Annotated in this window: 15 protein-coding genes; 7 read left to right on the top strand and 8 right to left on the bottom strand. The window is 70.5% G+C overall.

Features of this window, described 5'->3' with window-relative positions; all coding sequences use genetic code 11:
• Positions 1 to 325: 325 nt before the first annotated feature.
• Entirely contained in the window at positions 326 to 2,185 is a 1,860-nt protein-coding gene (locus J2Y46_RS08815) for an ABC transporter ATP-binding protein (RefSeq protein ID WP_310241704.1), read from the top strand.
• Positions 2,182 to 3,996, top strand: coding sequence for an ABC transporter ATP-binding protein (locus J2Y46_RS08820; protein WP_310241706.1), 1,815 nt, complete (start codon positions 2,182 to 2,184; stop codon positions 3,994 to 3,996). Before J2Y46_RS08815 ends, J2Y46_RS08820 begins: the two co-directional genes overlap by 4 nt.
• 186 nt (positions 3,997 to 4,182) lie before the next feature.
• On the opposite strand, the gene J2Y46_RS08825 is transcribed toward J2Y46_RS08820, so the two are convergent.
• The 6 genes from J2Y46_RS08825 to J2Y46_RS08850 all read right to left on the bottom strand — a co-directional run bounded on the left by J2Y46_RS08825 (position 4,183) and on the right by J2Y46_RS08850 (position 11,876).
• Entirely contained in the window at positions 4,183 to 5,094 is a 912-nt protein-coding gene (locus J2Y46_RS08825) for a BadF/BadG/BcrA/BcrD ATPase family protein (RefSeq protein ID WP_310241708.1), read from the bottom strand.
• 104 nt (positions 5,095 to 5,198) lie between these two features.
• The gene (locus J2Y46_RS08830) at positions 5,199 to 6,179 is read right to left on the bottom strand and encodes a glycoside hydrolase family 113 (protein ID WP_396653160.1); all 981 of its coding nucleotides are present in this window, start codon (positions 6,177 to 6,179) and stop codon (positions 5,199 to 5,201) included.
• Positions 6,176 to 8,653 (bottom strand): glycosyl hydrolase 2 galactose-binding domain-containing protein, encoded by a 2,478-nt coding sequence (locus J2Y46_RS08835; RefSeq protein ID WP_310241710.1) that lies wholly within the window; start codon positions 8,651 to 8,653, stop codon positions 6,176 to 6,178. Before J2Y46_RS08835 ends, J2Y46_RS08830 begins: the two co-directional genes overlap by 4 nt.
• Positions 8,650 to 9,552 (bottom strand): carbohydrate ABC transporter permease, encoded by a 903-nt coding sequence (locus J2Y46_RS08840; RefSeq protein WP_045300794.1) that lies wholly within the window; start codon positions 9,550 to 9,552, stop codon positions 8,650 to 8,652. Before J2Y46_RS08840 ends, J2Y46_RS08835 begins: the two co-directional genes overlap by 4 nt.
• The gene (locus J2Y46_RS08845; protein ID WP_310241711.1) at positions 9,549 to 10,541 is read right to left on the bottom strand and encodes a sugar ABC transporter permease; all 993 of its coding nucleotides are present in this window, start codon (positions 10,539 to 10,541) and stop codon (positions 9,549 to 9,551) included. The genes J2Y46_RS08840 and J2Y46_RS08845 overlap by 4 nt, the downstream gene beginning before the upstream one ends.
• A gap of 21 nt (positions 10,542 to 10,562) precedes the next feature.
• Positions 10,563 to 11,876, bottom strand: coding sequence for an ABC transporter substrate-binding protein (locus J2Y46_RS08850; RefSeq protein WP_045300798.1), 1,314 nt, complete (start codon positions 11,874 to 11,876; stop codon positions 10,563 to 10,565).
• Between the two features lie 289 nt (positions 11,877 to 12,165).
• Between J2Y46_RS08850 and J2Y46_RS08855 the strand changes: the two genes are divergently transcribed.
• Positions 12,166 to 13,188: a LacI family DNA-binding transcriptional regulator gene (locus J2Y46_RS08855; protein ID WP_310241715.1), complete on the top strand. Its 1,023-nt coding sequence runs from the start codon at positions 12,166 to 12,168 to the stop codon at positions 13,186 to 13,188.
• Positions 13,185 to 15,320 (top strand): alpha-galactosidase, encoded by a 2,136-nt coding sequence (locus J2Y46_RS08860; RefSeq protein WP_310241716.1) that lies wholly within the window; start codon positions 13,185 to 13,187, stop codon positions 15,318 to 15,320. The genes J2Y46_RS08855 and J2Y46_RS08860 overlap by 4 nt, the downstream gene beginning before the upstream one ends.
• Positions 15,321 to 15,336: 16 nt before the next feature.
• On the opposite strand, the gene J2Y46_RS08865 is transcribed toward J2Y46_RS08860, so the two are convergent.
• Positions 15,337 to 16,305: an acetylxylan esterase gene (locus J2Y46_RS08865; RefSeq protein ID WP_045300804.1), complete on the bottom strand. Its 969-nt coding sequence runs from the start codon at positions 16,303 to 16,305 to the stop codon at positions 15,337 to 15,339.
• A gap of 161 nt (positions 16,306 to 16,466) precedes the next feature.
• Entirely contained in the window at positions 16,467 to 16,919 is a 453-nt protein-coding gene (locus tag J2Y46_RS08870) for a GNAT family N-acetyltransferase (RefSeq protein ID WP_045300806.1), read from the bottom strand.
• Between the two features lie 146 nt (positions 16,920 to 17,065).
• Between J2Y46_RS08870 and J2Y46_RS08875 the strand changes: the two genes are divergently transcribed.
• From J2Y46_RS08875 to J2Y46_RS08885, 3 genes are all read left to right on the top strand, one after another.
• A complete protein-coding gene (locus J2Y46_RS08875) occupies positions 17,066 to 19,279 on the top strand; it encodes an NADP-dependent isocitrate dehydrogenase (RefSeq protein WP_310241720.1) in 2,214 nt (737 codons plus the stop codon).
• Between the two features lie 138 nt (positions 19,280 to 19,417).
• Complete coding sequence (locus J2Y46_RS08880) at positions 19,418 to 22,342, top strand: MMPL family transporter (RefSeq protein ID WP_310241722.1); 2,925 nt, start codon at positions 19,418 to 19,420, stop codon at positions 22,340 to 22,342.
• A complete protein-coding gene (locus J2Y46_RS08885; RefSeq protein WP_310241723.1) occupies positions 22,342 to 24,192 on the top strand; it encodes a hypothetical protein in 1,851 nt (616 codons plus the stop codon). Before J2Y46_RS08880 ends, J2Y46_RS08885 begins: the two co-directional genes overlap by 1 nt.
• Positions 24,193 to 24,196: the final 4 nt, after the last annotated feature.

The raw sequence follows: 24,196 nt of genomic DNA on the forward strand, positions 1-24,196 counted from the left end.
TGGAGGGCTGTCGCGTCGCTACGACCTAGCGGAGTGCGCAGCCCTTTCCGCTGAGCCCAAGGAGGACGAAATGTATCAGGCCGCCATCGCCGCGAAGACCGCCTTCGTCCTCCGTCTCGCGGGACCGCGCACCGTCTCCCGGCTGCCGCGTCCCCGCGTCCAGGGGTAATCCGCTCCTCGCACCTGCCGGCCCCGCCGGATTCGGCATACCGCCGTCCCCCCGAGCGTTCCTCCCGAACAAGCTCTTCCCTCATGACAGCGCTCCCACATCGCGCTCTCGCCACGCGACCCGACGACGGGTCACCGCAACACCCCCACAAGGATCATGACCACCACCGCCCTTCCTGAGCGATCAGAACAGCCGCAACGGTCCGAACTGTCCACCTTCAAAGCCCTCGCCCGGCTCCTCCCGTTCGCGAAGCCCGTGCTTCCGCGTCTGGTGATGGGTGCCGCCAGCGCGCTCGTCGCCAGCCTGCTCGCGCTGACCATCCCGCTCGTGCTCGAGCAGGTGGTCGGCGGTCCGATCGCCTCCGGCGACATCGTCATGATCGGGTGGGGCGCCGCGGCGATCCTCGCGCTGGGCCTCGCCGAGGCCCTCATGGTCTGGCTCCGTCGCTGGTTCGTGCTCGGCCCCGCGACCATGGTCGAGTACGAGCTGCGCCAGACGTTCTACTCCCGCCTGCAGCGCCTGCCCGTCGCCTTCCACGACCGGTGGCAGTCGGGGCAGCTGCTGAGCCGCATGATGCAGGACATCAGCATGCTGCGCCGATGGCTCGCCTTCGGTCTCGTGCTGCTCGTCGTCAACGTGATCACGATCGTCGTGGGCACGGCGCTGCTGTTCCGCTGGCACTGGGTGCTCGGCACGATCTTCCTCGTGACGTCCGCTCCCCTCTGGTACGCGGGATACAGGTTCGAGAAGTCCTACGGCACGCTCGCGCGCCAGTCGCAGGACCAGGCCGGCGACCTCGCCACCTCGGTCGAGGAGAGCGTGCACGGCATCCGCGTGCTCAAGGCGTTCGGCCGCGGCAAGCACGCGCTGCAGAAGTTCACGCGACAGGCCGAGACGCTGCGCGAGACCGAGCTGAGCAAGGCCCGCGCGGTGGGCTGGATCTGGTTCTGGCTCGTGCTGCTGCCCGACATCGCCTTCGCGCTGTGCCTCGGCGCCGGCATCTACCTGACGGCCATCGGTCAGCTGCAGGGCGCCGAGCTCATCGCCTTCTTCGCCATGGCCACGGTGCTGCGCTGGCCGATGGAGTCGATCGGCTTCCTGTTCTCGTTCCTGCTCGACGCGCGCACCGCGACCGACCGCATCTTCGAGGTGTTCGACGAGCAGAACACGATCGTCGACCCCGAGGAGCCGACCACCATCGAGAAGCCGCGCGGCGAGCTCGCGTTCGAGGGCGTGCACTTCCGGTATCAGGATGCCGCGGAGCGCGAGCGCGACCTGCTCGACGGCGTCGACCTCGTGCTGCGGCCGGGCGAGACGATGGCGCTGGTGGGCCTCACCGGCTCGGGCAAGACGACCCTCACGACGTTGCCCACGCGGCTCTACGACGTGACCGGCGGGCGCGTGACGCTCGACGGCGTCGACGTCCGCGATCTGACGCTCGCCGAGCTGCGCCGGCACGTCGGCATGGCGTTCGAGGACGCGACCCTCTTCTCCCAGTCGGTGCGCGACAACGTGCTGCTGGGGCGGGAGGACCTCGTGCCCGGCAGCGAGGAGGCCGAGCGCGTGATGCGTGAGGCGCTCGACGTGGCACAGGCGTCGTTCGTCGACGACCTGCCGGACGGCGTCGACACGATCATCGGCGAAGAGGGCCTGTCCCTCTCGGGCGGTCAGCGCCAGCGCCTCGCGCTCGCGCGCGCCGTCGCGGCCCGGCCCGCCGTGCTGGTGCTCGACGACCCGCTGTCGGCCCTCGACGTCGACACCGAGGCTCTCGTCGAGGACGCGCTCCGCGAGGTGCTGCACGAGACGACCGCTCTCGTGGTCGCGCACCGCCCCTCGACGGTCACGCTGGCCGACCGGGTGGCGCTGCTCGAGGCGGGCCGCGTGACCGCGGTCGGCACGCACTCGGAGCTGCTGCGCACCAGCGAGCACTACCGACACGTGATCTCGAGTCTCGAGGTGGAAGAAGCCCGACTCAGGGCGAGACAGGAAGACCAGGAGTGGGAGGTGACCCTGTGAGCGCCACGGTGACCGGAACGAGCGGCGAAGACCGCTCCGATTACACGCGCGACGAGAGCAAGGCGATTCGCAAGCGCTCGCTGCGCCTCCTCGGCTCGCTCATCACGCCGGTGCGCGGGCAGCTGATCCTCGCGGGCGTCGTGCTCGTCGTCTCGACTGCACTGCGCGTCGCGGGGCCGTGGCTCATCGGTATCGGCATCAACAACGCGCTGCCGGCCGCGGTGGAGCGCATGGACTGGGCGCCGACGATCGTGGTGGTCCTCGTCTACCTCGTGACGGCTCTCGGCGGCGCGGCCCTGATCGGGTGGTACGTCGTCGTCGCGGCGCGCCTCACGCAGGCGATCATGCTGGACCTCCGCAAGCGCATCTTCCTGCACACGCAGCGCCTGAGTCTGGAGTTCCACGAGTCGTACACGTCGGGTCGCATCATCTCGCGCCAGACGAGCGACCTCGACACCATCCGCGAGCTCCTCGACGGAGGCCTCAACGAGCTGGTCTCGGGCATCCTCTACGGTGCGTTCACGCTGGTCGCGCTGTTCCTGGTGGACTGGCAGTCCGGCCTGATCCTCACGTTCATGGGCATCCCGCTCTTCCTGCTGATGCGCTGGTTCTACACGCGCTCGCAGCTCGTCTACCGCGAGTCGCGCGTCATCAGCGCGAAGGTCATCGTGAAGTTCGTCGAGACGATGACGGGCATCCGCGCCGTGAAGGCCTTCCGCAAGGAGGGGCGCAACGACGAGGAGTTCGGCGGTCTCGCGCTGGACTACCGCGACGTCAACATGCGCTCGATCCGCCTGTTCGGCACATTCGAGCCCGGGCTCATGGCCGTGGCGTCGTTCACCCTCGCGATCGTGATCGCGTGGGGCGGCATCCGTGTCGTCGACGGCGCGATGGAGATCGGCTTCCTGTTGTCGGCGGTGCTGTACGTCCGCAACTTCTTCTCGCCGCTGCAGGAGGTCGCGTTCTTCCTGAACTCGTACCAGTCGGCGACGGCGGCCCTCGAGAAGGTGTCGGGCGTCCTCGAGGAGCAGCCGACGGTTCCCGACCCCAAGAACCCGGTCGATCTCTGGGCGGCGAAGGGCCACATCCGGTTCGACGACGTGCTGTTCGGGTACTCGCAGGACCGCGTCATCCTTCCGGATTTCTCGCTCGACATCCCGGCCGGTCAGACCATCGCGCTCGTCGGAACGACGGGTGCCGGCAAGTCGACGCTCGCCAAGCTCGTGTCGCGGTTCTACGACCCGACCCGCGGTGCGGTGACGCTCGACGGCGTGGATCTGCGCAACCTGCACCCGAAGGACCTCCGCCGTGCGATCGTCATGGTCACGCAGGAGGCCTATCTGTTCAGCGGCACGGTCGCCGACAACATCGCGCTGGGCAAGCCCGACGCGACGCTCGACGAGATCCAGGCCGCGGCGCGCGCGGTGGGAGCGGATGCCTTCATCCAGGCTCTCCCCGACGGCTACGGCACCGACGTCAACAAGCGCGGCGGCCGGGTGTCGGCGGGGCAGCGCCAGCTGATCTCGTTCGCGCGGGCCTTCCTCGCGAACCCGGCGGTGCTGATCCTCGACGAGGCGACCGCGTCGCTCGACATCCCGTCGGAGCGCCAGATCCAGGACGCCCTGCAGACGCTGCTGGCCGACCGCACTGCGATCATCATCGCGCACCGGCTGTCGACGGTCGCGATCGCCGACCGCGTGCTCGTCATGGAGCACGGCGAGATCATCGAGGACGACACCCCCGAGGAGCTCATCGGCGGCACCGGCAAGTTCGCGCAGCTCCACGCCGCCTGGCGGGAGTCGCTCGTGTAGCCCACCTCACCACGCTCGACCCCGGATGCCCCGGCCAACCTGTCCACACAGGGCCGGGGCATCCGTCTTGCGCGCCTTCGCTCGTTCCCGCTTGCACAGGTCAACCGGGGTCTTGCAGGAGCGAAGTCGGCACGGATCTCCTGTAGAAGCCCGGTTGACCTGTGCAAGCGGGGCAGGCGAAGGGCCTCAGGCGTGGGCGATCGACACGGCGTGGGCGAGCGGATGCTGCGGCGCGAGGCCCGCGAGGGCGGCCGCGCCGTCGATGCCGTGGCCGCGGGGCTCGACGAGCGTGACGTCGAATCCGCTCGCGGCGATGTGCGAGGCGAAGGCCTCGCGCAGCTGCGGGGACCGGAAGACCCCGCCGATGGCGCACGCGGCGAAGTGCTCGTCGGGCTCGTCGGAGCGGACCCGGCGCAGCGCCGTCTCGACGCTGTGGGCGAGCTCGCCACCCGCGCGCACGGTGATGTGCTGCGACACCGCGTCGCCGTCCGTCGCCAGGCGGGCGACGTGCGCGGCGAACGAGGCGACGACGCTCACGCGGTCGTGGTCGGACTGCAGGTGGATGTACGCCTGCGTGAGGTCGGGCCACCGCTCCTCGGCCACCGCACGCAGCGCCGTCGCGGGGCCGCGGCCGTCGAACTCGCGCATGACCGCGTCGAGCGCCTCGCGGCCGATCCAGTAGCCGCTGCCGGCATCGCCCATGAGGTAGCCCCACCCGTCGACGCGCGCGACGTGCTCCGCGCCCACGGCAAGCGTGACCACACCCGTTCCGGCGGCGACCACCGCGCCACGGGTGTCGCCGAGCGCCCCGAGGAACGACGTCGTCGAGTCATGCGCGAGGATCACCTGGCGGACGGCGGGGTCGTCGATGCGGGCGAGGAAGGCCGCGGCATCCGATTCCCGCGTCGTGAGTCCCGACACACCGGCGCTCACCACTGACACCTCCGCCCCGGTCTGCTCGATCGCCGCGTGCGCGACGGCGGCCAGCTGCGGCAGGAGCGGCTCGTGCGTGCGGATGCCGGGGAAGATGAGGTCGTGCCCGCGCACCCGCACCTTGATGCCGGTCTGGCCGGCATCGATCGCCAGTACTGTGCTCATGCGGGTGTCGCCCCTTCTTCCCCCGAAGCCGGCCATCGCTTCATCCCACGTCGATGGTCCACCCGTCGGAGCTTCCGCAGAAGCCCCCGTGATCGTCCGGTCCGTCATGGCGTCCGCGCCTCCGCATCGCTCGCGCGGGCGAGGTACGCCTCGCGCAGGAACGTGCCCGCCGGCTTGCCGTAGGGGCAGTAGTCGTCGTTCGCGGGGGCCTGCGCTGGGGAGTAGAGCCGCGCCGGCCAGTCCCACAGCATGAAGCCGCGCACCCAGGGGCGCGCGTCGCACGCGGCGAACATCGCCTCGTAGTAGCGCAGCTGCGCCTCACCGGAGGGTGCGCCGGGCAGCGACCAGTCGTTCGGCCGGTCGGGCGAGCCCTCGCGCGAGGGGCACCCCGCCTCCATGAAGAAGAACGGCTTGCCGGATGCCGCGACCGCGGCGCCGATGCGATCGAGCTCGGCATCCCAGCGGTCGATCGGGTAGTACCCGCTCGAGCTCACGACGTCGACCGCGTCCCACCAGCCGACGCGGTCCTCCTGGTACTTGTCGCAGTTGTAGGTCACGATGCCGGAGTACTCGGCCCGCACGGCTGCGATGAGCTCGCGCCACTCGGCCTCGCGGGAGTCGGCGCGCACCATCTCGCAGCCGACGCAGAGCATCTCGCAGCCCTCGGCCTCGGCGATGCGCGCGGCGTGCACGATGAACTCCCGGTACGACGCGAACCATTCGGCCCATGTCGGCTCGCCGGGGACGTCCTGGTCGAAGAACCCGATGTGCGCGCGCCAGGTGCCGTCGGCGACGTTGACGACGGGCTTCAGGCACACCTTCAGTCCGAGCGCCTTCGTCTCGCGGATCGCCCACACGATCTCGTCGTCGGTCACAGTCGGCTCCTCGCGGAACCGCACCTCCGTCGACTGCGCGGTGTCCTGCAGCGCCGAGTACGCCAGCGCGGTCCAGTTGACGCCGTGGTCGGCCATCAGCCGCAGGGACTCGGATGCCTCGGCCGTCGCCCATGTTCCGCGCACGCCCGTCCATCCCCAGGTCATTCCGGCCACGTACGGCCCGAGCGCCTGGGCGGTCTCGGCGGTCACGCGACGACCAGCTCGTTGGCGGTGCGCAGCACGCGCGGATCGGACAGCACGGATGCTGCGAGCACGTCGCCGTCGTGACGCACGACCAGCGTCGTGCTCTCGCCCGGCAGCAGGGTGACGAGCGCATCGGACGCCACGGCATCGGGGTCGACCTTGTCGACGAGGAGCGTGAGGTCGCGCACCAGCGTGGAGGCGGTGAGCGTGACCCGCGTGCCGCCCGCGACCGGCTCGGTGCGGACATCGACCTGGGCAGCGCCGAGCGCCGAGTCGCGGGGCTCGGCGAAGAACCAGAAGCCGCGCGCGCCGTCGACGCCCGCGACCACCAGCTCGCCCGCGACGTCACCGGCCGTCGCCACGTCGGCCGGCAGTGCGACCGTGACCGTCTCGCGCGGCGCCAGCGACACGGACGTGGCGAAGCGCGCGAGCTCGTCGCCCCCGAACCCGGCGCGGCGCGCGACGAGCTCCCCGGTCCACGGCTCGGCCGTGTCGTTCACGAGCACGGCGGCGAGCCCGCCGTCGCGGGGCTGCACCGTCACAGCCCGCGGCGCGAAGGCGTTCTTGAGCGCGTAGTACAGCGGCTTGGGTCGCTCGTCGCCGTCGATCGCCGCCCACGATGTGACGGGCCAGCAGTCGTTGAGCTGCCAGACGATCGCGCCCTGCGTGTGCGGCGCCCAAGAGCGGAAGTGCTCCAGCGCGGTGCGCACCGCCAGCGCCTGGTTGAGCTGCATCGCCCAGTGCCAGGTCTCCATGTCCTCCGGAAGCCGGAAATGGGGCAGCAGCCCGTTCGTGAGCTTGACGTTCCCCTCGCCCGCCTTCTGGTGCACGATCATGCCGGGGGATTCGGGCGTGAGCGGGTCGTCGCCGATCGAGCGGGTGAGGGTGCTCCACGTCGGCGGGCCCTGCCACCCGAACTCGGCGACGAAGCGGGGCGTGTGCTGACGGTACGTGGTCCAGTCGATCCGGTTCCACTGCTCCCACAGGTGCACGCTGCCGTGCTGCTCGTCGTTGGGGTGCGGGCCGGTCTGCTGCTGCCCGTCCCATCCGAGACCCGGGCTGAAAGGGCTCCCCGGCGCGTAGGGCACGTGCGGGGCGAGCTGCGCGATCAGCGACGGGAACAGCTCGTAGTAGTAGTGCGCGCCCCAGGTCTTGCCGTCGAGGCGCAGCTTCCAGCCCCAGTCCTCGTAGCCCCACAGGTTCTCGTTGTTGCCGGTGAACAGGACGAGCGAGGCGTGATGGGCGAGCCGGGCGATGTTCTCGCGAGCCTCCGCCTCGACCTCGGAGCGCAGCGGATCCTCCTCGGCGTACGCCGCGCACGCGAACAGGAAGTCCTGCCACGTCAGCAGACCCAGCTCGTCGGCCAGCTCGTAGAAGTCGTCGGACTCGTACAGTCCGCCGCCCCACACCCTGATGAGGTTGAGGTTCGCGTCGAGCGCCTGCTCGAAGCGGCGCCGCACGCGGTCGCGAGTGACGCGCACGGTGAGTGCGTCGTCGGGGATCCAGTTGACACCCTTCACGAAGACGGGCTGATCGTTGACGACGAGCGTGAACGGCGTCCCCGACTCGTCGGGCGTCGTGTCCCACCGCACGTCGCGGAAGCCGACCCTGCGCACCGCGTGGTCGAGAACCGTGCCGTCGGCGGCTGCGAGCTCCACCTCGACGTCGTACAGCGGCTGTGCGCCGTACCCGACCGGCCACCAGCGTTCCACCTCGGCGAGCGAGAGCGCGACGGTCGCGGACGTGTCATCACCGGCCAAGCTCCCGGAGGTCTCCACCCCGCCGGCACGCACCGTCACGATGACAGGGTCGTGACGCGAGCGCTCGAGCTCCACGTCCACCGTGATCGTTCCGCCGTCGCCCGAGGGTGTGGCGACGACGCGCGTCTCGGCGAGGCGCGCGAACGACCACGACTCCAGGCCGACGGGCTTGACGATGCCGCTGGTGTACGTCGCGATGCCCCAGTCCCAGCCGTAGCTGCACGCGGACTTGCGGATCGCATCGTTGGGCAGGGCGTACGCCCGCGGCCGCACACCGAGCGCGACGCTCTGCTCATTGGCGTACTTGATCGGCGACCGGAAGGCGACGACGAGCTCGTTGTCGCCCTCGACGAGGAGGCCGCGGACGTCGAACCGGTACGAGCGATGCTGATTCGCCGTGGCGCCGATCTCACGACCGTTGAGGCGGATCGTCGTCACGGTGTCGAGGCCCTCGAAGACGAGGTCCGTCCGGTCGGCGTCATCCGGCGTCCAGGCGAACGTCGTGGCGTACGTCCAGTCGACCAGCCCGATCCACGCGAGCGCGGATTCGTTGTCGTCGAGGAACGGGTCGGGGATGAGGCCCGCGGCCAGGAGGTCTGTGTGCACGCATCCGGGCACGGTCGCCGCGACGGCGGAGTCGAAGCCGGCGGGCGCCGGGCCGGCGGCAGCGCGGAGCGTCCACCCCGCGTCGATCGGGCGGAAGGAGAGGGAAGAGGTCACTTGACGGCTCCTGCGGTGAGGCCCTTGTAGATCCAGCGCTGAAGCAGCAGGAAGGCGATGAGGGTGGGGATGATGACGAGGACGGTGCCGGCCGAGATGACCTCCCACTGGGCGCCGAACGGTCCCTTGAACCGGAACAGCGAGGTGGAGATGAGGCCCTCCGACGGCAGGTAGAGGAACGGGGCGTAGAACTCGTTGTACACCGCGATGCCCTTGATGATCACGACCGTGGCGATCGCGGGGCGCAGGAGCGGCAGCACGATGCGCCAGTAGATCGTCCAGCGGTTCGCGCCGTCGATCATCGCGGCCTCGTCGAGCGACACCGGGATCGATTGCATGAACTGGATGAACAGGTAGATCGCGATGATGTCCGTGCCCATGAACAGCAGGATCAGCGCGGCCTTCGTGTCGTACAGCCCCAGCCCGTTGATGAGCTGGAACGTTGCGACCTGACTCGTCACGCTCGGAATGAGCGTCGCCACGAGGAAGAGGCCGAAGACCAGCTTCTTGCCGCGGAAGGCGAACCGGTCGAGGGCGTACGCGGCCATCGTCCCGATGAAGATCGTGCCGGCGAGGGACACCACGAGCACGATCGTGGTGTTCACGAAGCCCTCGAGCATCTTCCCGCTCGTGAACGCCGTGACGAAGTTGTCGAAGTTGAGCCAGTTCTCGGGCGGATCGAAGGGGCCGGTCTGCGCGTACTCGGGGGCGGTCTTGAGGCTCGCGAAGAGCAGCACCGAGAGAGGCAGCAGCGTCACGACCGATGCGATCACGAGACTCAGGTACTTCGCCGTGGTGGCGCTCACGCCCCGGAGGCGCTCGAGCGGCGAGCGGCCGCGGATCGCGCGCGGCGGGGTCGTGCGCTGCGGCATCGTACGGAGGTCTTCGGTGGTGGTCATGTCAGGTCGACCTTCTCGTCGGGGAACACCTTGCGCTGGATCCAGGTGACGATCAGCACGATCATCAGCAGCACGACGGCCATGGCGGAGGCGAGCCCGACCTGCCGGAAGCTGAACGCGGTCTGCAGCGTCTGGATGACGAAGGTGGCCGATCCGTTGGCTCCGCCGGTCATGATGAACGGGATCTCGAACACGCTGAGGCTGCCGGCGATGGCGAGGATGAACGACAGCCCCACGACGCGGCGGATGCCGGGGAAGATGATCGCCCAGAACTGCTGCCAGCGGCTGGCGCCGTCGAGTTCGGCCGCCTCGTACAGCTCGTGGGGGATCGACTGGATCGCCCCGAGGAACAGGACGAAGTTCATGCCGGTGTAGCGCCACACCGAGGTGCCGGCGAGGGACCAGTTGACGATGTCGGGGTTGCCCAGCCACTGTGGCGGGTCGGTCACGCCGAACCAGCTGAGCACGGTGTCCAGGGAGCCGCCCGGCTGGAACAGGTAGAGGAACACGAAGCCGATCGCGACGCCGTTGATGAGATACGGGAAGAACAGGATGCCGCGGAACAGGTTCGAGAAACGCGTCGAGAAGCTGAGGAGCGAGGCGAAGTACATCGCGATCGCCATCTGCGCGAACGACGCGAAGAAGTAGTACAGGCTGACGCCGAACACCGAGAAGATGCGCGGGTCGGTGAAGACCTGGACGTAGTTGTCGAGCCCGACGAAGTTCTTCTCGAGATCGATGCCGTCCCAGTCGGTCACGCTGAAGTAGAAGAGGTTCACCGCCGGCCAGTAGGTGAACAGCAGCAGCAGCCCCACCGCGGCGGCGAGGAAGAACCAGGGGGTCAGATGCTGGAGGACGCTCCGTCCGGCGGAGCCCCCGCGCCGGCGGCCGGCACGGCGGGAGCCCCCGCCGAACCGGCGCGCGCGGAGGGGCGCGGAGAGGACGGCAGGGGCATCCGCCGGTGCCGCACCGGGTGTCGCAATGGCCATGTCGCTGCCGTCCCCGTCCGCTCAGCCCTGGAGCTTCTCGACCGAGGCGCCCCAGCGCTCGTTCAGCTCGGCGAAGTAGCTGTCCTTGTCGCCGTCGGCGGCGCCGCGCGCGATGTCGACGAGCTTCTGACGGTAGATCGGGCCGTAGAGGTCGATCTGCGCATCGTCGGCGACGTTGTTGATGAGGCCCTCCTTGCCGGCGGGGGCGGGGTTGATCTCCATGAGCTCGACGCCCGCCTCCTCGAAGCCGGCCAGGTTCTCGGGGAGCGGCTTGTCGATGACGGGGGAGATCATGCCCTGCGCCTCGGTGTAGCCGGAGTCCTCGACGACCCACTGGATCCACGCCCAGGCGGCTGCCTTGGCCTTGGAGTGCTTGCTCACGGCGAGGTTGTAATCTCCGCCGATGACCGCGAGCTGCGTGCCGTCGACGTTCGCCGGGAACGCCATGTAGCCGATGTCGTCGGCCGACGCGCCGTTGTCCTCGGCCGCGGCCTGCATCTGGGAGATCGCCCAAGAGCCGAGCGTCATCGCGGCGATCTTCCCGGTGCCGAGGTCGACCTTAGACTGCTCCCAGTTGGTGGTGAGCGGGTCCTCCTCCGTGAGCCCGGCGGCGACGGTGTCGTACAGCAGCGAGTCGATCGCGTAGACGTCGGTGCCCTCGGTCCACGGCGCGGTGTCTTCCGCCATCGTGATCGGCGCGTCCGCGTCGTCGGTGACGACGCCGAGGTTGCCGAAGCTCTGCGTCAGCGGCCAGCCGTCCTTGTAGTTCGTGTACAGCGGGATGGCGTCGGTGTTGTCCTTGACCTTCTGCAGTGCCTCGAGCCACTCGTCCTCGTTCGTCGGCAGCGCGGTGACGCCGGCCTCTTCGAAGACCTTCTTGTTGTAGACGACGCCGTTCGCGTTGCCGCCCCACGCGATGCCGTACTGCGTGCCGTCGTAGCTCGCGGCGGGGAGGAAGCGGTAGGTGTCCTCGAAGTCGGCGGTGTCGCCGAGCGGTTCGAGGAACTGCTCGTACTGCTCCGGCTTGATCGCCGGGATGCCGATGACGTCACCGTAGTTCGTGGTGCTCATGCGCGTGAGCATCTCGCCCGCGTAGTCGGTGATGCCCTCGAACGTGACCTTCACGTCGGGATACTTCTTGTTGAACTCGTCGGCGTACTTCTGGTACGTGCCGTCCTCGACCAGGTCGGTGCGCCACGTGACGACCTTGATGTCGCCCTTGACCTCGCCGTCGATCGTGTTGTCGGCGTCGCTCGCGCCGCCTCCCGCGCAGCCGCTGATCGCGACCGCGGCGGTGGCCAGCAGCGCGAGGCCCGCCAATGCCTTCTTCGCCATGTGATTTCTCCTTGTCAGGTTCGCCCTTGAACTGCCGGTGCGCGTCGTCGCACCGTTGCGTGGTTCGTCGCGCGGTCAGACTACGCATCTTCGAAACGGTTCCGCAAGCGCGACATGTCAGCGCTGTCTTATGTTGTCCCACGGACATGATTCCAAGAAACATGCGCGCTGAACTGGGGTTATTTTGTAATCCATTGCGGATGCCGTGACCTGATGTCTTCGGAATGTCCTACGTGGACATCCGTGGTCTGGTGATGCTAGCGTGAAGCCCGCACGGCAAGGAGGCCCGATGACGGTTCAGCAGCGCGCGACCCTCGAAGACGTCGCGCGGCTCGCGGGTGTGAGCTCGAAGACGGTCTCGCGGGTCTTCACCCACCGCGATCTCGTCGCGCCCGAGACCGTCGAGCGCGTGCTCGGCGCCGCCAAGCGCCTGCGCTTCCGGCCCAACCCCCTGGCGCGCAATCTGCGCCGCGGGGGCCCGACCAACACGATCGGGTTCATCATGGGCGAGCTGAGCAACCCGTTCTACTACAAGCTCGCGGCGGGCATCGAACGCGAGCTGTCGGCCCACGGCTTCTCGCTCGTGGTGGCGACCACCGACGACACCGCCGAGGGGGAGGAGCGCGTCGCCGACGCGCTCCTCGGTCAGCGGCTCGGTGCGCTGCTGCTCATCCCCGTCGCCGACGACCAGTCCTACCTCGAGGGCGAGCGCCACCTCGGCACCCCCGTCATCGCGATCGACCGACCGGCCCGCAACCTCGTGGCCGACTCGATCGTGCTCGAGAACCACCGCGGGGTGTTCGACGCCACGACGCGCCTGCTCGAGCGGGGCCACCGCCGCATCGGCTACATCTGCAACCCGGCGTCCGTCTACACGCAGGCCGAGCGGTTGCGCGGCTATCGCGACGCGCTCGCCGGGTACGGGATCACCGACTCGTCGCGGTGGGAGCGGCTCGCCGACGACCTCGCGGTTCCCGCCGACGGCTTGATCGCCGACCTGCTCGACCAGCCCGACGCCCCCACGGCCATCATCACCGGCAACAACCGCGTCACGGTCGGCGCGCTGCGCGTGCTGCGCGATCGAGGCGACGACGGCACCGCCCTGGTCGGCTTCGACGACTTCGACACCGCCGACGTGCTCGGGGTGACCGTGATCAGCTACGACCCGCTGGCGCTCGGCAAGGCCGCCGCGACGCTCGCCATCGAGCGCATGCAGGACCCCGCCGGCTTCACCCGTCAGCTCGAGATGCCCACGTGGATCGTCGAGCGCGGCACCGGCGAACGCACCCCCGCAGAGAGGACCACCGCATGACCCCCGGCTTCATCCGTCTCGAGAGCGAAGGCGTCGGAGTGCTCCTCGACGCCCGCGGCCCGGGCCTTCCGCACGTGCTGCACTGGGGAGCGCCCGTCGGCGCGATCACCGATGCCGATGCCGACGCGCTCGCGAAGGCGCTGAGCCGACAGACCTCGCCGGGCACGCTCGACGCGGCGTGGCAGGTGTCGCTGTCCCCGCAGGAGGGCGACGGATGGACCGGGCGCCCGGGGATGCAGCTGCGCCGCGACGGCGTCGTGCACCACGCGCGGTGGGACGTGACAGGCATCGACGCCGACGACCGGTCGGTCACCGTCCAGGCGCGGGATGCGCCATCCGCTCTGCGTCTGTCGATCACGGCGGGCATCGAGGCCGGCGGTGTCGTGTGGGTGCAGCACGCGCTCGCGCACGATGGAGAGGCGGGCGCGACGTCGGTCGACGTCGACTGGCTGGAGGCGACGCTTCCGGTGCCGTCGACGACCGACACCCTGCTGACGTTCGACGGTCGCTGGACGCGTGAGAAGCGGCCGGTCGTGACGCCGATGCCCGCGGGCGCCACCGTGCGTCAGACGCGGCGCGGCCGCCCAGGCCACGACAACCCGGTCGCGGCGATCGCCGGGATCGGGGCGCCGCGCTGGCAGCACGGCGCCCTCTGGGGCGTGCACCTCGCGTGGTCGAGCGACCTCACGACGCGGGTCGACCGGGTCACCGATGCGGTGACGCTCATCGGTGCCGGCGAGCTGCTGCGGCCCGGTGAGATCCGCCTCGCGCCCGGCGACGAGTACCGGGCGCCGCGCGCGGCCTTCGTGTACACGGCCGAGGGCCTCGACGGTTTCGCGCACCGCGTGCACACGTGGCTGCGGGCGCGGCCGCAGCATCCGTCATCCGTCCGTCCGCTCGTGCTCAACACGTGGGAGGCCGTGTACTTCGACCACGACCCCGATCGGCTCACCGCGCTCGCCGAGCGGGCGGCCGAGGTCGGCATCGAGCGGTTCGTGCTCGACGACGGGTGGTTCCAGGGTCGCCGCGACGACTCGACGAGCCTTGGCGACTGGGTCGTCGACCGGACGGTGTGGCCCGACGGCCTGGGCCCGCTCGCGGCGCGCGTGCACGAACTGGGCATGCAGTTCGGGCTGTGGTTCGAGCCGGAGATGATCAGCCTCGACTCCGACGTCGCGCGTGCGCACCCGGACTGGCTGCTCCACGACGGCGGCCACCTCGACCACGAGAAGGGTCTCTCGTGGCGCGGGCAGTACGTCATGGACCTCGCGAACCCGGACGCATACGCCCATGTGCTCGGACAGATCGACGCGCTCGTGGGCGAGCTCGGCATCGACTTCATCAAGTGGGACCACAATCGCGACCTCGTCGAGAGCGTGCACGACGGGCGCCCGGGCGGGCATGCGCAGATGACGGCTGTCTACGAGCTCATCGCGGAGCTCACGTCGCGGCATCCGTCGCTCGAGATCGAGTCGTGCTCGAGCGGTGGGGCGCGCACCGACCTCGGGATCCTCGAGGTCACCGACCGGGTGTGGGCGAGCGATTCGAACGACCCGGTGGAACGTCAGGACATCCAGCGCTGGACCGGCCTGCTGCTGCCGCCCGAGCTCGTCGGCGCGCACGTGGGCCCGACGACGTCGCACTCGTCGGGGCGCACCACCGCGCTGCCGTACCGGATGGCGACGAGCCTCCTGGGCTCGGCGGGGTTCGAGTGGGACATCCTGTCGTGCGCCGACGACGAGACCGCCGCGATCGCGCGGTTCGCCGCGCTGTACAAGGAGCTTCGGCCGATCGTCCACGGCGGACGGATGCTGCACCCCGAGCTGCGCGATCCCGCCTGGCGCGCGACAGCCTTCGTCGCCGACGAAGCGGCGGTGGTGGTCGTCGCGACGGTGGCGAGCCTCGAGGATGCCCGTGCCGAGCGCCTGCGCCTGCCCGGGCTCGACCGAGCCCGTCGATACCGCGTGCGGGTGCGCCGAGAGATCGGCGCGGCCGAGTACGGCTGGATCGCGCCGGAGTGGTTCACCGCCGGCGAGATCGAGCTGCCCGGGTCGCTGCTCGCCGAGGTCGGCCTGCAGCTGCCGACGCTGTGGCCGGTGCAGGCTTTCGTGCTCCACCTCGAGGCCCTCTGACCAGGGCCGCGCGGGGCTAGATCAGGTCGCCGAGGAAGCGGGCCTGCTTCGGGAACTGGAACGCCTGTCCGCCCTCGTGGCCGTTGTGCGTGTAGACCTCGATCTGCTTCGCCGGGTTGGTGTGCCGGTTGTACGCCGCGTACACGGTCGACGGCGGGCAGATGGTGTCCATGAGGGCGACGGAGTACAGGGCCGCAGCATCCGCTCGCTTCGCCATGTTCACGCCGTCGAAGTACGACAGTGTCTCGAACACGCGCTCGTCGCGGCCGCGATGCACGGCGAGGTACCGCACGACCTCCTGGTAGGGGTCGTCGCCGGTGAGGCCGACGGCGCGTTCGAAGTGGCAGAGGAACGGCACGTCGGGCATGACCGCGACGAGGCCGTCCGACAGTCCCGCCGCCGCGATGGCGATGCCGCCGCCCTGGCTCGCGCCGCACACGGCGATGCGGTCGGCGTCGACCTGCGGCAGCGCGCGCATGGCGTCGACGGCGCGCACCGCATCCGTGAAGACCCGGCGGTAGTAGTACGTCTCGGGGTCCTCGATGCCGCGGGTCATGAAACCCGACGACGAGGGACCTGTGCCGTGCGGGTCGAGGGTGTCTCCGCCCGAGCCCCACATCGAGCCCTGGCCGCGCGTGTCCATGAAGAGGTGGGCGTAGCCGGCGGCGGCCCAGCCGAGGCGCTCGCCGGCGAGACCGCGGCCGCCGCCGTAGCCCTGGTACTCGACCACCGCGGGCAGCGGCCCCTCTGCGCCCGCCGGAAGCGTCAGCCACGCCTTGACCGGGTCGCCGCCGAAGCCGGGGAACGTCACGTCGAAGATGTCGACCAGCGTGTACGGCGTCTCGAGGCGCACGACGTCGGGCGAGGCATCCCACCGCCGCGACTGCGCGAGCGTGTCGGCCCAGAAGGCATCGAAGTCGGCGGGCTCGCGAACGTCGGGGGCGTAGTCCGCGAGCTCAGCGGGGGACAGATCGAATCTCGGCACGCGCTCACCCTAGCGCGTCGCGCGGAAGCGTTTCGACGCCCTGGACCGAGAAGGCGACGGGGTCTCGATGGGGGAGGGGTATTCGAGGCCCCGCCGCCGGTCTCTGGGCGCCCGGCGGGCGCTGTGTGGGGAAGTCTTCGGGTCGATCGTGCGGCTCTGCGTCAGAGACGGATCTCTGCGATCACTTCACCGTACTCGGTCTCGCCGACCGGTGTGAAGCCCACGCGCTCGAAGAATGCCTGCGGGCCGCCTTCGCCGGCCTCGTAGATGACGTTCACGTGGTCCATCCCGCGGTTGCGCGCCTCTTCGAGCAGCCCCGCGACGGCGAACCGCCCGACTCCGCGGCCCTGGTCGTCGGCGTCGACGTTGATGCGCCACAGCACCGAGCGGAAGTGCTCCTGCGGATCGTCGGGGTCGAAATTGCCGCTCACGAAGGCGACGACCTCCTCGCCGTCGACCACCACGCGCTGCCAGGTCGTCTGCGGGTTCACGACCGTCGCCGCGATGCCGTAGCTCACCGGCGACAGGAACTCCTCCTGGCCGGGCTTGAGCGACATATTGTTGACCGCCACGATGGTCGCGGCGGACAGTTCGACGAGTCGCAGATCACCCATGGAGCACAGGCTAGCCCCCATGGCGGAATCCGGCATCGTCCGGAAGTCGGATTAACACGGTGTTCATACGCCGAAGTATCTTGACGTCGAGATATCTCGGCCGCTTGCGATAGGCTGAACGCCGACCCGCAAGAAGGACGTGACTGGTGACCGACTCGACCATCATCTACACCTACACCGACGAGGCACCGGCCCTCGCGACCGCATCGTTCCTGCCGATCGTGCAGGCCGTCACCCGCCAGGCAGGAGTGGACGTCGAGACGCGCGACATCTCGCTCGCGGGCCGGATCCTCGCGGCGTTCCCGCAGAACCTGACGCCCGAGCAGCAGGTCGGCGACGCGCTCGCCGAGCTCGGCGGCCTCGCGACGCTCCCCGAGGCCAACATCATCAAGCTGCCGAACATCTCGGCCTCGATCCCGCAGCTCAAGGCCGCGATCGCCGAGCTGCAGTCGCAGGGCTACGACATCCCGGACTACCCGGACGAGGCGCAGTCGCTCGAAGACAAGGACGTGCGCGCCCGCTACGACCGCATCAAGGGCTCGGCCGTGAACCCCGTCCTGCGCGAGGGCAACAGCGACCGCCGTGCGCCGCTGTCGGTGAAGAACTACGCGCGCAAGCACCCGCACCGCAACAAGGCCTTCGGCGAGGGCTCGAAGACCCGCGTCGCGACCCTCGGGCACGACGACTTCAAGTCGAACGAGAAGACCACGGTGATCCCCGCCGACGACGTGCTCTCGGTCCGCTTCGTCGCGGCCGACGGCACCACCACCGAGCTCAAGACCGGCATCAAGGTGCTTCCCGGCGAGATCGTCGACGGCACCTTCCTGTCTGCGGCTGCGCTCGACGCGTTCCTCGCCGAGACGCTCGAGACCGCCAAGGCGGAAGACGTGCTCTACTCCGTGCACCTCAAGGCGACGATGATGAAGGTCAGCGACCCGATCATCTTCGGCCACGTCGTGAAGGCGTACTACGCCGACGTCTTCGACGCCTACGGCGACAGGATCGCCGAGGCCGGCCTGACCCCGAACGACGGCCTGGGCGCGATCCTGGCGGGCCTCAAGAACGTCGAGGGCGGCGACGAGATCGCCGCCGCGTTCGCCGCGGCGACCGACACCCCGCGCCTGTCGTACGTCAACTCCGACAAGGGCATCACGAACCTCCACGTGCCGTCCGACGTCATCGTCGACGCGTCGATGCCCGCCCTCGTCCGCAACGGCGGCAAGCTGTGGGGCGCCGACGGGGGCGAGGCCGACACGCTGGCCGTCATCCCCGACTCGTCCTACGCCGGCGTCTACCAGACGGTGATCGACGACGTCATCGCGCACGGTCCGCTCGACCCCGCGACGATCGGCACCGTCCCGAACGTGGGTCTCATGGCGCAGGCCGCCGAGGAGTACGGCAGCCACGACAAGACGTTCGAGCTCTCCGCCGCCGGCACCGTCCAGGTCGTGAACTCGGCCGGCGACGTGCTGCTCGCACACGAGGTCGCCCCGGGCGACATCTGGCGCGCGACCCAGACGAAGGACGTCGCGATCCGTGACTGGGTGAAGCTCGCGGTCACGCGCGCCCGGGCCACCGGTGCCCCCGCCGTGTTCTGGCTCGACGAGAACCGCTCGCACGACGCGGCGCTCATCGCCAAGGTGAAGACCTACCTCGCCGACCACGACACCGACGGCCTCACGATCGAGATCCTCGCGCCCGCCGCCGCGACCCAGTACTCGCTGGACCGCCTGCGAAAGGGTGAAGACACGATCTCGGTGACCGGCAACGTGCTGCGCGACTACCTCACCGACCTGTTCCCGATCCTCGAGGTCGGCACCAGCGCGAAGATGCTGTCGATCGTCCCGCTGCTCGCGGGCGGCGGCCTGTTCGAGACCGGTGCGGGCGGCTCGGCCCCCAAGCACGTGCAGCAGCTCCTCGCCGAGGACTACCTGCGCTGGGACTCGCTCGGCGAGTTCTTCGCGCTCGCCGCGTCGCTCGAGCACCTCGCCGACTTCACCGGCAATGCCAAGGCGCGCGTTCTCGCCGACACCCTGGATGCCGCGACCGGCACCTTCCTCGAGAACGACAAGTCGCCCGGCCGCGCCCTCGGCACGATCGACAACCGCGGCAGCCACTTCTACCTCGCCCTCTACTGGACGCAGGAGCTCGCCAAGCAGCAGGCCGACGCCGACCTCGCGGCGGCCTTCGCCCCGGTGGCCGAGGCGCTCGCCGCGAACGAGCAGAAGATCGTCGACGAGCTCCTCGCGGTGCAGGGCTCGGCCGTCGAGATCGGCGGCTACTACCGCCCCGACGCCGAGCTGGTCGCCGGTGTCATGCGTCCGTCGCAGACCTTCAACGAGGTCATCGACGCGCTCTGACGACCGACTCGCGAAGGGGCGGATGCTGCGGCATGCGCCCCTTCGTCGTCTCCAGGGCTGTTGCCGGGCGGGGTCGCACGGCTCTACCCTGGGGGCGCCACCGCCGCTGGGGAGGGGCGGCCCGTCCAAGGGGAGACGATGTCGTCTGCGCTCTACACGCTCGGGCGCTGGGCCTTCCGCGCCCGCGGTCTGGTGCTGGGCGTGTGGATCGCGCTCCTCATGGCGCTGTTCGCGGGCGCGGCGCTGCTGGGCACAGGCACCGACAACACGTACACGATCCCGGGGACCGAGTCCCAGGAGGCGCTCGACGCGCTCGGGCGCACGTTCCCGCAGGTCAGCGGAGGGTCGGCGCAGCTGATCGCCGTCGCGCCGCCGGGCGGATCGGCGACCGATCCCGACTTCGAGGCTGCGGTCGAGGCATCCGTCGATGCGATCGCCCAGATCCCGCAGGTGTCGTCGGCGACGTCCCCGTACGGCCAGGCGGCGTCCGCGAACATCAGCACCGACGGCGACGCCGCACTGGTGCCGATCCAGCTGACCGTGAGCGGCACCGCCGTGCACGCCTCGACCGGCGAGGCACTGCAGGATGCGGGAGCTGCGCTGCAGGACGCCCTGCCCACGGGCTCCGAGGTGTCGGTCGGCGGGCAGCTCTTCTCGCAGAGCTCGACGGGCATCAGCATCACCGAGCTGATCGGCATCGGGGTCGCGTTCGCCGTGCTGGTGTTCACGTTCGCGTCGCTGGTGGCCGCCGGGCTGCCGCTGGTCACCGCGATCGTCGGCGTCGGCGCCTCGTTGTCGATCGTGCTCATCGCGACGCGGTTCACCACGATCACCTCGACCACGCCGCTGCTCGCGCTCATGCTCGGCCTCGCCGTCGGCATCGACTACGCACTGTTCGTGCTCGCGCGACATCAGGACCAGCTCAAGGAGGGCGTCGAGCCGGAAGAGGCCGCGGCTCGAGCGATCGCGACGTCGGGGTCGGCGGTGGTGTTCGCCGCCCTCACGGTGATCATCGCGCTCCTCGGGCTCGTGGTCGCGGGCATCCCGTTCCTCACGACCATGGGCGTCGCCGCGGCCGTCGCGGTCGCCCTCGCCGTGCTCGTCTCGCTCACGCTGACGCCCGCGCTGCTGGCGTTCGCGAAATGGCGCGTCGTGCCGCGACGGTACCGTCCCGCACGGCACACGGATGCTGCGGCCGTCGTCGACGTGGAGGCGCCGGCCGACGCCGTCGATGACGAGGGCGAGAAGCCTCCGCTCGACGACGCCGAGGTGGCGCTCATCGACCCGGCCGAGGCGGAGGCGGACGCGGAGGGGGCGACGGATGCTGCCGCCCCGGGCGATGCGACCGACCCGGAGGGTGCGCACGCGGTGCCGGCCGAGACCCCGCGGGCGCCGGGACGATTCTTCCGCGGCTGGGTGCGCACCGTCACCCGGTGGCCGCTCGTGACCGTGATGCTGATCGTCGGCCTGCTGGCATGCGCCGCCCTCCCCGCGGCGCACCTGCGCCTCGCCCTGCCCGACGCGGGATCGATGGAGGAGGGCGAGCCCGGCCGCGAGACGTACGACCTCATCGCCGAGCACTTCGGCCCCGGGTACAACGGCCCGCTGCTCGTGACGGGGTCGGTGATCGAGAGCACGGATCCGGTCGGACTGATGGACGACCTCGGGGCGGAGATCGCGACGGTCGACGGCGTGGCGTCCGTGCCGCTCACGACGCCGAACGAGACCGGCGACACCGGCATCGTGCAGGTGATCCCCGAGGGCGGTCCCGACTCCGTCGCGACGGCGAAGCTCGTCGCGACGCTGCGCGGCCTGCACGGCCACTTCGAGACCGAGTACGGCGTGGACCTCTCGGTGACGGGATACACCGCGGCCGGCATCGACATCTCGGAGAGGCTGGCCGGCGCGCTGCTGCCGTTCGGCATCCTGGTGGTGGGTCTCTCGCTGGTGCTCCTCGCCATGGTGTTCCGCTCGATCGTCGTGCCGATCACCGCGGCGCTCGGCTACGTGCTGTCCATCGGCGCGGCGTTCGGGCTCACGACGCTGGTCTTCGTCGACGGGGTCTTCGCCGACGCCCTCAACGTCGCATCGGTGGGGACGGTCATCAGCTTCATGCCGATCATCCTCATGGGCGTGCTCTTCGGGCTCGCGATGGACTACGAGGTGTTCCTCGTCAGCCGGATGCGCGAGGACTACGTGCACCACAGCGAGCCGGTGCGTGCCGTGCATGACGGGTTCGCAGCATCCGCCCGCGTCGTCACCGCGGCCGCGACCATCATGTTCGCGGTGTTCGTCGCATTCGTGCCCGAGGGTGATGCCAACATCCAGCCGATCGCGTTCGGGCTCGCCGTCGGCGTGGTGATCGACGCGTTCCTCGTGCGCATGACGCTCATCCCGGCGGTGCTCGTGCTGTTCGGGCACCACGCATGGTGGATGCCGGCGTGGCTGGACCGCCTGCTGCCGTCGTTCGATGTCGAAGGGGAAGGGCTCGCGGAGGAGCTCGCCTTGGCCGACTGGCCCGATCGCGACCTCGCGCTGGCGGCAGAGGGAGCGCGCGCGCACGCCCACGAGTGCACGCTGGACGCGGAGCTCGCGTCGGGCGGCATCCTCGTGATCGAAGGGGCGGATGCTGCGGAGCGGCGCGCGATGCTCGCCGCGCTGTGCGGGCGTGCCGAACTCGCTGAAGGACGCGTCAGGGTGGCCGGGTTCGTGCTGCCGGCCCGCACCACCACCGTGCGCGCGCGGACGTCGTACTGGCGCGTGCCACCGAACGGCGGCGGCCTCGACCTGGCGCTCGACTCGGGGCCCGCCCTCGTGTTCGTCGACGGGCTCGACGACGTCGGCTCACCGTCGGCGCTGCGGCGCGTGCGTGCGGAGCTGACGGCGGCGCGCGCCGCCGATCCGTCGCTGGCCATGGTGGTCGCCGCACGCGACAGCGTCGACGTCGAGCCGGCGCTGCCCGCCGACGCGGTGCCCTTCGTCGTGCGACTCGCCGGCCGCGACCGCGATCGCAGGCTCGTGGCGGCGCGTGGTGCCTCCGCGGCCCCCGCGGGGTCGGACTGATGGCCGCGTTCGGCGCGACCTCGGGGTCCTCGCGGCTCGGCCGCCTGGCGGTGATCGGTCTCATCATCGTGCCGCTGCTGATCGGCGGGATCCTGGCGTGGGCGCTCGCCGCACCCACGTCGCACCCGGAGCGGCTCACGGCCGCGATCGTGAACGACGACGCGCCCGTCACCGTCGACGGCCGGTCCGTGCCGCTCGGGCGTCAATTCGCCGCGGGACTGATGGCCGGCCAGGAGCCTGCGCAGCCCGGGGCCGGCACCACCGATGACCCGCCGAGCCTGGACTGGGTGCTCACCAACGACGAGGATGCCGCCGAGGGGCTCGCGGCCGGGCGGTACATGGCGGTCGTGCGGATCCCCCCGACCTTCTCGGCCGACGCCACCTCGATCTCGGGGCCCGGCGCACAGGCGCGGCAGGCGGTGGTCGAGGTGCGCACGACGCCCGCATCCGCCTGGCTCGACCCCGCGCTGACCGGCGCGGTGACGCAGGCCGCGACCGCGGCCCTCGGCCGGGAGCTCACCGGCCGATACCTCCAGCAGGTGTACGCCGGGTTCAACACGATCGCCGAGCAGATCGGCCAGGCGGCCGCGGGAGCGGATCAGGTCGCGGACGGTACGGCTTCGGCGGCGGCGGGTGCGGCCGACCTTTCGGGCGGGGCGAGCGCGCTGTCGTCAGGGCTCGCATCGCTGAGCGCAGGAGCTGCGGGCCTGGCGTCCGGGCTGGCACAGCTCGACGCCTCGGCCCAGCCGCTTCCCGGTGCGGCCGCGGACGTCGCCGCCGGGGCGAACCGGGTCGCCGGTTCGCTGGACCAGGCGCTTCGACAGGCGGATGCCGCGACCCTCGCCTTCGCGGAGGTCGTCGCCGAACTGTGCGGGCTTCCCGGACCGGGAACGCTGTGCGACCGGGCCACGCAGGCGCTTCGGCAGCTCGAGGCCGCCGAAGCGGGGCTGCGCGATCTTACGACCGGCGCGCGCCGCGTCGCCGTCGGAAACGACGCGCTCGCCGCCGCGCTGCCGAGGGTCGTGGGCGGCATCGATGACGCCGCGACGGGCGCCGGCGAGGTGTCGGCGGGTGCAGTCTCGTCCAGCGGAGGCGCTGGAGAGGTGGCGTCCGGCGCCGCCCAGCTCGCCGCGGGTACCGCCCAGGTCGACGCCGGCGCCGCCGAGCTGTCGTCGGGGCTCGATTCCGCGTCGACCCAGCTCCCCACCTACACCGATGACGACATCGACACACTGTCGGTGGTCGTCGCGGAGCCCGTCGTGGTGGACCAGGCGACGCCGGCCACCGGCATCCAATCCGTTCCCCTCTTCACGATGATCGCGCTGTGGCTCGGCGCCCTCGTCGCTGCCATCGCCGTGCAGGCGGTGCCGACCGCCCGCCTGCTCAGCGGCGCCGGCTCGGTCGCGATCGGCCTGCGCGCCGTCGTTCCGACCGTGGCGGTCTGCGCCGCGCAAGGCGTCGTCGTCGGTGCCGCTGTGCTCACGTCGGTGGGCGTGAACCCGCTCGAGTGGATCGCGTTCGTGGTGTCGGCGATGCTGTGCGGCGCGGCCTTCGGCCTCGCGAATCAGGGGCTGGCGGCCGCGTTCGGGGCCACCGGCCGCATCGTCGCCGCGCTGATCGCGATCGTGGCGCTGGCGGCCGGGCTCGCAGGAACGGTTCCGCCGGTCATCTCGCAGATCTCGGCGGCGCTGCCGACGGCGGCCGCCACAGCGCTCCTGCGGGCGGCGCTCACCGCTGACGCGGCCGGAGTGGTCCCGGCGATCATCGGGCTGTGCCTCACGGCTGTCGCGGGGCTCGCCCTCGTGATCGCCGGGGTCGCCGCGCGGCGGCGGGTCAGCGTGGAGGCGTGACCGC

The sequence above is a fragment of the Microbacterium sp. BE35 genome, from assembly GCF_031457705.1.
In the GTDB taxonomy this organism is placed as follows: domain Bacteria; phylum Actinomycetota; class Actinomycetes; order Actinomycetales; family Microbacteriaceae; genus Microbacterium; species Microbacterium trichothecenolyticum.